Source organism: Gemmatimonadota bacterium, from assembly GCA_026705765.1.
Taxonomy (GTDB): Bacteria; Latescibacterota; UBA2968; order UBA2968; family UBA2968; genus VXRD01.
This window is the reverse complement of record JAPPAB010000085.1, coordinates 1-10238: the sequence shown is the minus strand read 5'-3', so window position 1 is coordinate 10238 and position 10238 is coordinate 1. Positions and strand designations below refer to the sequence as shown.

8 protein-coding genes are annotated in these 10238 nt (G+C 51.7%); all 8 read right to left on the bottom strand.

Annotated features, from left to right (window positions below; genetic code table 11):
* Window positions 1-151: 151 nt before the first annotated feature.
* Window positions 152-1486 carry a glycosyl hydrolase family 28-related protein gene (locus OXH16_10920; GenBank protein ID MCY3681903.1) on the bottom strand — a complete coding sequence of 445 codons (1335 nt, stop codon included), beginning with the start codon at window positions 1484-1486 and terminating at the stop codon, window positions 152-154.
* Between the two features lie 22 nt (window positions 1487-1508).
* Window positions 1509-2906: a sulfatase gene (locus OXH16_10915; GenBank protein ID MCY3681902.1), complete on the bottom strand. Its 1398-nt coding sequence runs from the start codon at window positions 2904-2906 to the stop codon at window positions 1509-1511.
* A gap of 7 nt (window positions 2907-2913) precedes the next feature.
* Window positions 2914-4275, bottom strand: a complete 1362-nt coding sequence (locus OXH16_10910; GenBank protein ID MCY3681901.1) for an arylsulfatase — start codon at window positions 4273-4275, stop codon at window positions 2914-2916.
* A gap of 120 nt (window positions 4276-4395) precedes the next feature.
* Complete coding sequence (locus OXH16_10905; protein MCY3681900.1) at window positions 4396-5583, bottom strand: phytanoyl-CoA dioxygenase family protein; 1188 nt, start codon at window positions 5581-5583, stop codon at window positions 4396-4398.
* Between the two features lie 58 nt (window positions 5584-5641).
* On the bottom strand, window positions 5642-7036 hold the full coding sequence (locus OXH16_10900; GenBank protein ID MCY3681899.1) for a sulfatase: 1395 nt from the start codon (window positions 7034-7036) through the stop codon (window positions 5642-5644).
* 82 nt (window positions 7037-7118) lie between these two features.
* A complete protein-coding gene (locus OXH16_10895) occupies window positions 7119-8813 on the bottom strand; it encodes an arylsulfatase (protein MCY3681898.1) in 1695 nt (564 codons plus the stop codon).
* Between the two features lie 21 nt (window positions 8814-8834).
* Window positions 8835-9626 carry a phytanoyl-CoA dioxygenase family protein gene (locus tag OXH16_10890; GenBank protein ID MCY3681897.1) on the bottom strand — a complete coding sequence of 264 codons (792 nt, stop codon included), beginning with the start codon at window positions 9624-9626 and terminating at the stop codon, window positions 8835-8837.
* A 16-nt stretch (window positions 9627-9642) separates the two neighbouring features.
* Window positions 9643-10238: sulfatase-like hydrolase/transferase (locus OXH16_10885; GenBank protein ID MCY3681896.1), on the bottom strand; the 596-nt coding region annotated here is incomplete at its 5' end.

The window sequence follows — 10238 nt, the reverse complement described above, 5'->3', positions numbered from 1 at the left end:
CATATTGATTGTGCAAAAAACGGCAACGACTGCTTCACCGACATCTGGCGAGAACTTTCCTGTGTCCGCGAAGTGATGGGCCTTGACTAAAACCTTCAAGCGACTGACGTGAAGGAGATTTGTGACGGCTGAAAAGGCAACGGGCTAAAAGCTATTTTCCCGAATCTGATGCTCTCCTGGGTTCAATAGGGATACCCCGGTCGGCCTTCCATTTTCTGAGGGCTTGTCCCCATTTGCCCGGTCTGGCGTCTTCAGGATTCAGGATCTTCTTGTCAGCGTTGTACTTAAATCCCTCAAGGGTCACATTTTCGATATCGACGCGATACGTTCCATTGGTGTAATCCTTTACCGCCCCGATCGATGGCCCATCAAAGAATTTTGTGACTTTCCTGAGTCGCAGATCGTCGTAGTATTCTTCCGGAATATTCATCATTTCGTGTGTTTTTACCTGCGCATCTTTCCCAAAAATCGCGTGAATATTTTTGATGGAACACCCATCGGCAAAGCGTCCGGGTTTCGCGTCGGGATTTCTCGCCTGTTCGGCCTTCTTGACGTTCCCCTTGCCTATGGTGACCGCATATGTACTGCTTTTGGACGTGACGCCATCGACATGAACCAATCCATTGTTCGCGCTGTGAGGTCCAAGCATGACAGCACAGCGGCCATTTTCGGAGGTGATGTTTCTGGCTGTAATGTCGTAAACTGCCGTGTGATCTCCCACTGCCCCCGTCTCGAGCCTCAAGGTGACGCCGCCCTTTGCATAAAGATCTTCGAAGTGCAACGATTGTGCGCCGTGTAACTGGACGAGTCCATATCCCGGACTGGCGTTAAAGATGCGACAATTTCGGATCGTTCCATCGGTTGCGCGAGATATCTCCCAATGTTTCACATTTTCGTTGCGTGACCGTGTGGGAGTCATTGTCAACCCGCAATAGACCGTGAAGTTATCTTTTATGTCGAGGTCGGAGATAAGGAAATTTCTGACCATTCTGCACAAGACGGTGCGGATGCCCTCTTCTTCCCGCCGCTCCCGGTCGGAATAATCAACGATGAACCGTCCGCCGAGTCCCCGAATGCTGACGTTTTCAATAAATTCATTTCCCCTTTGCTTAGGTCCCCTCCCGGATGTATCCTCATAGTCCAGGATGAAAACAACTGTTTTTGTCCCTTCTGCCCAATGGGGCTTAATGACCGTATTTTTTTCGATCAACAGGTGTACATTCGATTTGAGATAGACTTTTGCAAAACGATAGGTTCCTTTCGGAATAATAAGCCGTCCACCGCCTGCGGCTGCGACGTCGTTGATCGCCTTCTGAAAAAGTGCACTCTGGTTGGTTTTTGCACCGTCATCGACCAGGCCGTAATCGGATTTGAGGTTTTTCACAAAACCGTTTGGGTCCATGGTTTCCTGGTATCTGGCCTCGGCTGTTGTGACCCAAGAGATAAGCGCGAGGGTCATGAAACCGAGTATCAAGGTGAGCTTCATAATAGATTCTCCTTGTTTTATATCAGTGTTCAGTGGTTTTTTGAGAATTCCCCGTCGGGCGTGGTTCTGCATTATGTTTTGGCAACCAGGCTGCCAGTTCTCGTTTGACGGAAACATACGCTTCCCGATCTGCCAGATTGTGGAACTCTTGCCCATCGTTTTGATGGTCGTATAATTCTTCCGAGCCGTCTTCATATCGGATATAACGCCACCTATCCGATCTTATTGCATGGTTATTGAATCCCTGTGTACAGACCACTGCTCGATGGGTCTGTTCCTCGGGGTTGTGCAACAAAGGGACCAGACTCACGCCATCGAAATCTCCTGATATTTTTCCGCCAGACAATTCGATCAGTGTGGGATAAATATCGAGCAGGCTGACAGCCTGTTTGCAGACCTTGCCCGAGGCAATCTCTCCAGGCGCAACGATGATCATCGGTACCCGCGTGGTCTGCTCCCACAATGCAAATTTCTCCCAATGCTCCTTTTGCCCCAGATGATACCCATTGTCTGACCACAAAACAATAATAGTATTTTCGGCGTGAGGCCCGTTTTGAAGTGCAGCTAATAGACGCCCAATCATGTCGTCGGTAAAGCTGACAGCCGCATGATATGCCTGAACAGCCTCTTTCCATTTGTCATTTTCAACCATCCATTTGTGCCATATGCGCCTGGCCATAGCCTGACCTGCTTCTGGTACATCATCAAGATCGTTTTCAAGAACCTCAGGTACCGCAACTTCGTCATAGGGATGTCTCCCGAAATATTCTTCTGGCACGTACCAGGGAATATGCGGTCGATAGATCCCCACGGCCAGAAACAAAGGTTGACCATGGTCTTGAGACAGTTGTTGTTCTGCCCACGACACGACTTTGGCATCGGCCATTTCGCCCGTTTCAATATCTAATGCCGCCCAATCAAAATATCCGCGATAAAACTTTTTGCTCCCATTTACAGGCCAAACATCTGGCGCGACTTCCTGAGGCATTTGACAGTCTTTCGATGGAAAGTATTCGTCCCAGGGACTGGGATCGAGATATCCCTCATACATCTTTTCGCTCAGGGTCGCCCCGTGGTACACCTTTCCGCCGCCAAGGGTTTTGTACCCCTTGTCCTTGAAATATTGAGGCAGTGTAACCCTATCTCTCAGGTTCTTACAATCTCGCCAGTCCTGCCTGTTGAGATACACGCCCGATGTCGATGGTGCCAACCCGGTCATCACACTTACACGCGAAGGATTGCAGGCAGGCGCTGCACAATGTGCATTGGTAAAATACACGCCCTTTTGGGCAAGCGCATTCATATTGGGAGTATGAACAGAGGTTTCTCCGTTCATCGCATCGGGACAACCACACAGATCGTCAATGGCGATAAAGAGCACATTGGGGTGATTGCTTTTGTTTGCTTTAGCGTCTGCCATGAACTGCCTAATCCTCATCGTGTCCTTTGAATCCCCTGGATGGATCGAGAATCTCGCCTTCGCGAACCGGTGTGTGAGCGTCTCCGGCATACTGCGTCATCTTCTCGAGGATATCAGGATACTGAGCAGCAACATCGTTCAGTTCTTCAATATCTGTACTCAAGTCATACAACTCAAACGGCCCGTCATTGTCTGGTCTCACGGCTTTCCAACTCCCCGTACGAACAGCGCAACTTTTCCGATCCTCCCAGTACAGGTACTCATGCTGCGCCTGCGTGCGCCCGGTCTCACCGCGCAATGTGGGCGCAATCGAAATACCATCAATCTCAGACCCGGACTTCGCCCCCGTCAGTTCCGCCAGAGTGGGCATCACATCCGGAAAGTACCCCAGATGATCAGAAACCGTTCCCGGCTCGATCTGACCCGGCCAGCGGACAATGAAGGGAACCCGCAACCCGCCTTCATAGAAATTGCCCTTGCCCCCGCGGAAGCGTTCGCCCGTCCCGGGATTCAGATTGGGGGCAAAAAAGCCATGCGGATGGCTCTCATTTGCAAAATAAGGAGCGCCACCATTGTCGCCGCAAGCAAAGATGATGGTCTTCTCGTCAATCTGCAATTCTTTCAGCAGATCCATGATCTCACCGATCTGGCGATCGGCCATTTCCATCATAGCCCCATACATCTGTGCATCGTGTGGTCCTCTCTGGTTCGTGGCATCCCATTTCACGTCCCTGTACTTCTGCCAGGCCGGATCCGATTCGGGCATCATCCACTGGCCGTGCGGAGGCGTCCACGGAAGATAGGCAAAGAACGGACGGTCTTTATTCTCTCGTATGAACTTCAGCCCTTCTTCATAGATGAGGCCATGAGAAAACACCTCACCAGTATGGAAATCACCTGTATTCCCTTCCAGATACATCTTCTCGCTGTTGCGGAGAAGGTACCGCGGATAGTACGTGTGTGCATGCACCTGATGATAATAACCAAAGAAAGTATCAAAGCCGTGTTTCTCTGGCACCCCCGTTGTCCCGGCATCGCCCAGGCCCCACTTGCCAAAGCCGCCAGTTGCATAGCCTTCGGCTTTGAGCATTTCAGCGATGGTTATATCATCTGTACGCAGCGCCAGACCGCCGCCATTTGCGCGGATCGTTGTATGTCCCGTATGCTGACCTGTCATCAACGCACAGCGCGTCGGCGCACAGACATTGCCTCCCGCAAGCATCTGAGTAAACCGGATGCCCTCAGACGCCATCTTGTCGATATTGGGCGTCTGAAGAATAGGATGCCCCATGGCGGACCACTCAAAGTATCCCCACTCATCCAGCATGATATAGATGATATTCGGCTTCTCAATATTTTGTTTTCCCATTGCACTACTCCCTTCAACTCATTTCTTTATCACCAGGGATTCGTCGCATCCATCTCCCACTTCACGACATCGCTCACAACGATGGCCCCATCCGAATTTTGCACACAATCAATGGTTCTGTCATCTGGCAGACTCGCCCCGGCTGCGTTCCCATTCCTCAACGCTCATGCCCCCGGCAACGATGTGGCTGTTGTCGCCGATGCGGTCCGGATGGCGCAGTTCCGGTTGGTCGATAAACCTGGCGCGCAACGCCTTGTGCTGGTTCTCGGACTGTAGTACATCCTCCTCGCCCTCGGCGATGTGCCGATACAGCAGCTTCAGTTCCGGGGAGAACCTGGCGAAAACCTCTCGCGGCACGTAGGTCCTTAGTGTGTGGCCGCCCGAGTGCAAGTTGCCAAACTCATTCCCAGACAGCCACCACGGCCCATATCGGCATACCACCGCCGTGCGCTCGTGTTCGCTCTGGTTAAGCCCGGTCGAATGCCAGATCCTTGTGTCCTGCATAAAAACCGAGCCCGCCGGAGCAGAGACCTGAAATTCTCCTGGAATTGGCGCGCGCGCGTCAATGCCGTCGTCGGGACCTCGCGGGTTACGCGGGTCTTTGTGCGACCCCGGCACGATCCACGTACCGCCGTTGAACGGGGTCACGTCTTCAGGACCGAGGTACCAGACCGTGGATAGTGCCATGCAGACGTCGGGGAAGGGCTGGGCGACTGCGCCGCAGTGCTTCCATGGATGTTCGCTGTTTGGCCCATACGCGCTCAGATCGTGTGGCCAGTCAGAATGCCAACCGCGGTGCTTAAGCTGTTGCTCGGATAGCGGTTTCTCCGCCGGTCGCGACGACTTGTTGACCTCCGTCTGCAAAATACGGATGTGCGTATCGAGCATGGCTCTGGCAACCCGCAGTACGCGAGGCTCCGCCAGGTACTCGGCGAAGGTCTCGCACCGCGCGATATCGCACAACTCGGCGTGCGGTGCCATCGGCGGCCTCACCGGGTCCTGGCGCCATCTTTCGAAGCGCTCAGGGCTGTCGTCGATCTCGGCATCGGGGTCTCTCTGATGCTGTAGCTCTATGCGCTTGCGGCGCTCCACCTCGCGGTCCTGTTGCAACAACTCGCGACCCCGGTGCACACTCTCGCGCACCGCGTCAACCTGATCTTTGGGAATCACCCGCTCAATGACGCAGAAACCCTGGGTTCGCAGCGAGTGTACATACCCCTCAATCTCTGCATCACCGCCTTTGGGAATGCCCGTGCCGATGGAGTAGGGGACGCGCAGCCGCTCATCTAAATTTAAGTGTTTTGACATAATCAACTCATCTGGTTTAAGGGTTAAAAAAAGCTATGGCTGTGGCAATATTCTTTTTTTATCCCGGTATATCGTACAACGCGACGATATAGGGATGGTTGGGATCGTAGGTCGTAAGTGGCTTGGGGTTTTCAACCCACCCACAGGGACGCTGGTTTGCACCGGTAACGCCCGCGATGTCGTCTCCCAAATCCTCGCGGGCTAATTCAGCCATATATAAAAGCTTCTGAACCACATCAGGAAGTTCGTCGTACTTATTGTCTGTCTCCCCAACGTCGGTATCCAGATTGTACAGCTCTTTGAGATGGAGATGCAGTTTATAGTCGCCACTCCGTATCGCATTGAGATTGCCCTCCTTGAAGTACAGGAATTTTTTGTATCCAGATGACGCGCCAGTTTCCTGCGTCATGAGCCCCAGCATCGTATGACCATCTCGAATGACGCCGTCTTCAATATCGGCTCCAGTTATGTCAGCGAATGTTGGCAGGAAATCCATCATGGTGCTGATCTCGCCACAGGTTGTTCCTGCAGGAATGCGTGCAGGCCATTTCATAATGCAATTCACTCGCTGGCCGCCTTCCCAGGTCGATCCCTTGAATCCCCGCAAGGGTGTATTAACACTCTTCCTCGCGCCACCATTATCGGACGTAAAAATAATGAGTGTATCGTCCGTCAATCCGCACCGTTCGAGCTCGTATTCGAGCATCGCCAAACTCCAGTCGATATGCGCGACTGCTGCACCGAGGACACCATTCTCTGATTGTCTTTCGAAGACTTCCGGCACGAACAATGGGTTGTGTACATAGGTATGTGCGAAATAAAGGAAAAACGGCCGATCAGCGTTTTCTCGGATGAACGTCACAGCCTCCTCGGTGTATCGTTCCGTAATGGAGGTCTGATCGGGCTGTTCTTGTACCACCACGCTATCCCGCACGAGAGGCAGGGGAGCCTTGATATGTTCCGCCCAGGCTTTTTCAGGGCTCCGAGTTTGAAGTCCCATGTCGTTGCTATACGGTATTCCAAACCAGGAATCAAAACCATAATGCGCAGGTAAAAACTCAGGCTGGTCTCCCACATGCCACTTTCCGATCATTTTTGTTGTGTACCCACCACCCTTCAACACCGACGCAATCGTCTTCTCCTGGGGGTTCAATCCCTCGGCCTGTCCAGGAAACAACACCCCCCGATGTTCGAGAATCTCTCCTGAGCCATCGATTTTTCGAATGTCGAAAGCATGCATGTTGAGCCTTCGAGGGTAGGATCCAGCCAGCATAGCAGCTCTGGAGGGGGTGCATACCGGCGCGGCAGCGTAGAAATCGGCGAAACGCATGCCTTGTTCGGCCAACCTGTCGAGTGCTGGTGTTTTGTTGAGCGTTGATCCATAACAGCCGATATCGGCGTATCCTAAATCATCGCAATTTATCAGGATGATATTCGGTGTTTCTTTTGGCATTCTTCGATCCCTTCATGTCGGTGTGACAAAAAACAGGTATAACTATTGTATTTCTCCTTGAGTTGGATTATAATCATCACCTTTAAGAAACGCGTTCAATCGTTACATAATAAGCACCTGCCAGGCGTTCGCCCTTTTCATCAATCCACCAGGTCTGCAAATGAGTAGGCCCTTCCTCCAAATCTACAGTCATCGTCACAGCCGCGTCACCAACCTGCACCTCCGTCTCCTGCACAGACTTGCCTATCTGCATCCACGCCCTCACAGCAAGAAGCGCTTTTCCCGCCTGCAGCGTGCCATCCACACCTTCCATCACAGGAGCGGGTGCAGTGATTGCTAAACCGGATTCTTCTGGCCACCGCCTCAAAGTAATTTCATAGGTTCCATCCTGCGAAACAGCAAGTTGCCAGATCCCACTATCCATCACGCAACCACGCACACCGTTGGGATTATCACAATAGACTCTCAACCAATCGCAACTCGACAATCGGGCTGGGTTTTCAATATCGGTCCCAATTGAAATGGGATAATAGCGTTCAAAATTTTCGCCTAATTCATTCCACCATCCATCGTAGTGTGCTTGCATTTTCTCAACCACATTGAGATGTTGATCTGCAATATTATTTTTCTGCCCGGGATCGTCATCGAGGTTATAGAGTTCTTCATAATCGACCAGACGCCAGCGATGCCACAACACAGCAGCATTACCTTTGCCCGTAAATCGCCGTTCTTTGTTCTCCGTCTGTCCATACTGCACCACTTTCATGCGATCTTCCAAATGATCACACTCTCCCCGCAATAAACCCGCAAGTGAAACGCCATCAAACGCGGTGCCCTCAGGAGTTTCCAGACCGCATAATGAAACCAGCGTTGGCGCAAAATCTGTTCCATGTGTCATATCAGAAATATCGCGTGGTACTCCCAGCCCACCTTCGGGCCAGCGAATAAAAAACGGCACGCGATGACCGCCCTCATAAAGCATCGTTTTTTTGCCCCGCATACCGGCATTGTACACCGGTTCGCCATTTGCAGTACCATTGTCTGTCATATAAATCAGAATGGTATTGTCATACAGGCCCTTCTCTTTTAGAAATGCATCGAGTCTGGCCATATTCTCATCAATATTCACGATCATGCCAAAGAAACTCGCCACAGGATAATCAACCTGCTCAAGATATGGCTGGCGATATTTATCCGGCACCCAGAGGGGCGTGTGCGGCGCATTGGTTGCGACATAGGCAAAAAAAGGGCCTTCATCACTTCGTTCAATCCACTTCATCGCCTCATCAAACCACACATCCGTACAATAGCCCTCAAACGCTTCATACTCACCATTGTGTCGATAGGTATCGTCAAAATAGTCGTTGCCAAAATAATCTGCCGCAGAAGTAATCCCCCAGGCGGGATGATGAATCGTTTCCTGAAAGCCGCGATCCTGTGGCCGGTAGGGATAATTATCACCCAAATGCCATTTGCCAAAATGCCCTGTGCGATAACCATTATTGCTCAAAATATCTGCAATCGTTGGTAATTCTGGGTTGATCAGCGATCGCCCCATACACACAAAAGTGGCCCCATTGCGAAGCGCATCCTGCCCCGTCATTAATTCGCCCCGCGTCGGGGTACACATGGGTGACACATGGAAATCTGTAAAGCGAACGCTTTCTTCACGCAAGGCATCCAGATAAGGCGTTTTTATCACTGGATTTCCGTGACAGGACAGGTCGCCATATCCCTGGTCATCGGTTAAAACGAAAATTACATTCGGTTTAGACATTGTACACCCTTTCTCTACGACTCAACGAATCGGTCCTGGATAAGAACACGCCACCCCATTGCGGATGAGCATTCCCCGATCGGCCTGATTGGCCTTTTCCGCCATCTCTTCGCGAAACGTGATCATAACACCGCCCCATCGCGTGCGATCGCTCGGATTTGGTGGACTCATATGCCACATGTGAGAATGCCAGACCACCGCATCGCCCGGCCCTAAGAGCACAGGTTCAGGCGTTCTCTCCGCGACCATCTCACGCGGAATCTCCGGATGCAACCCATCATACTGAACGTGTTCGATCACGCCTCCTTTGTGGCTACCGGGCATAACGTGCAGACATCCATTCTCCAGATCGACAGCCTCCAGAGCCACCCAGCAGTTGAAATGTTCTCGCTTGTGTGGCCTGATGCCATGTGACGCATCGCGCTCCCACAACCAAATGTCCTGATGCCAGGGCACAGATTCACCTATTCGGGCCTGTTTGGTAAAAAAACGCGTGCCCTGAACGCGAACATTTTCACCCAGAAAGCGTCGGTTCATTGCAATCACGTTTTCTGCGGTCAGCCACTCCTCCCAAAGAACTGGACTGTGCAGATCGCGATCCCCAACAGCCCATACCGCCGCATCACCTTCAACACCTGTATCATCTGCGCGATCAGTGGTCAACCTGAATCCTTCCGGCTTTTCTGCGATGACCCGCTCAAGCTCGCTTCGCACCGCCTCAACGGATCGGGCTGAAATCAGATTTCGAACCACAAAATAACCGCGCTCTTCAAACTGCGCCTCTGCATCTTCGGGTATATAAAACGCACCCATTCGCTACTCCTTTCCATCATTCCACTACGCCTTTTTTAAAACTGTCTAAGGTTTCACGAAGTTCTTTTACAACTTCGGGATGATCGTCTGCGACGTTGTTCTTTTCGCCAATGTCGCGATCCAGATCGTATAACTCCAGCCCATTTGTTCCAAAATCCATCAGAAAACGATGGTCTTGTTCTGGTTTGCGCCCAGGAAGCAGCAACTTCCAATTTCCCTTTCTAATACCGACACCCATATTGGCATCGCCATCTCCCACCTGATCATAGATAAAGGTTTCTCGGCCTTCTTCTGTCTGCCCCAAAAGCAATGCGGTCTGATCAATGCCGTCAATCACGCGATCTATCGGTGGTTTGACACCTGATAGTGAGGTAAAAGTCGGCATTAAATCAATCGTGGCCCAGAGCGTATCCGAGGTGCGCCCAGCCGGGACTTTACCCGGCCAGCGGACAATACACGGCACACGAGATCCGGCTTCATAAGCGGATCCCTTACCGGCGCGCAGCGGACCGGGATCGCCCCAAAAGATGGAACCCTCTGGATGACCTTTCTTGTTTTCATAGTATTTGGACTGGCACCACGGTCCATTATCGGTCGTATAGATCACCAGTG

Excerpts from the sequence above, each read along its gene's own strand:
- OXH16_10920 (MCY3681903.1), bottom strand. The coding sequence starts at position 1,486 with ATGAAGCTCACCTTGATACTCGGTTTCATGACCCTCGCGCTTATCTCT.
- OXH16_10905 (MCY3681900.1), bottom strand. The coding sequence starts at position 5,583 with ATGTCAAAACACTTAAATTTAGATGAGCGGCTGCGCGTCCCCTACTCC.
- OXH16_10890 (MCY3681897.1), bottom strand. The coding sequence starts at position 9,626 with ATGGGTGCGTTTTATATACCCGAAGATGCAGAGGCGCAGTTTGAAGAG.
- OXH16_10895 (MCY3681898.1), bottom strand. The coding sequence starts at position 8,813 with ATGTCTAAACCGAATGTAATTTTCGTTTTAACCGATGACCAGGGATAT.
- OXH16_10910 (MCY3681901.1), bottom strand. The coding sequence starts at position 4,275 with ATGGGAAAACAAAATATTGAGAAGCCGAATATCATCTATATCATGCTG.
- OXH16_10915 (MCY3681902.1), bottom strand. The coding sequence starts at position 2,906 with ATGGCAGACGCTAAAGCAAACAAAAGCAATCACCCCAATGTGCTCTTT.
- OXH16_10900 (MCY3681899.1), bottom strand. The coding sequence starts at position 7,036 with ATGCCAAAAGAAACACCGAATATCATCCTGATAAATTGCGATGATTTA.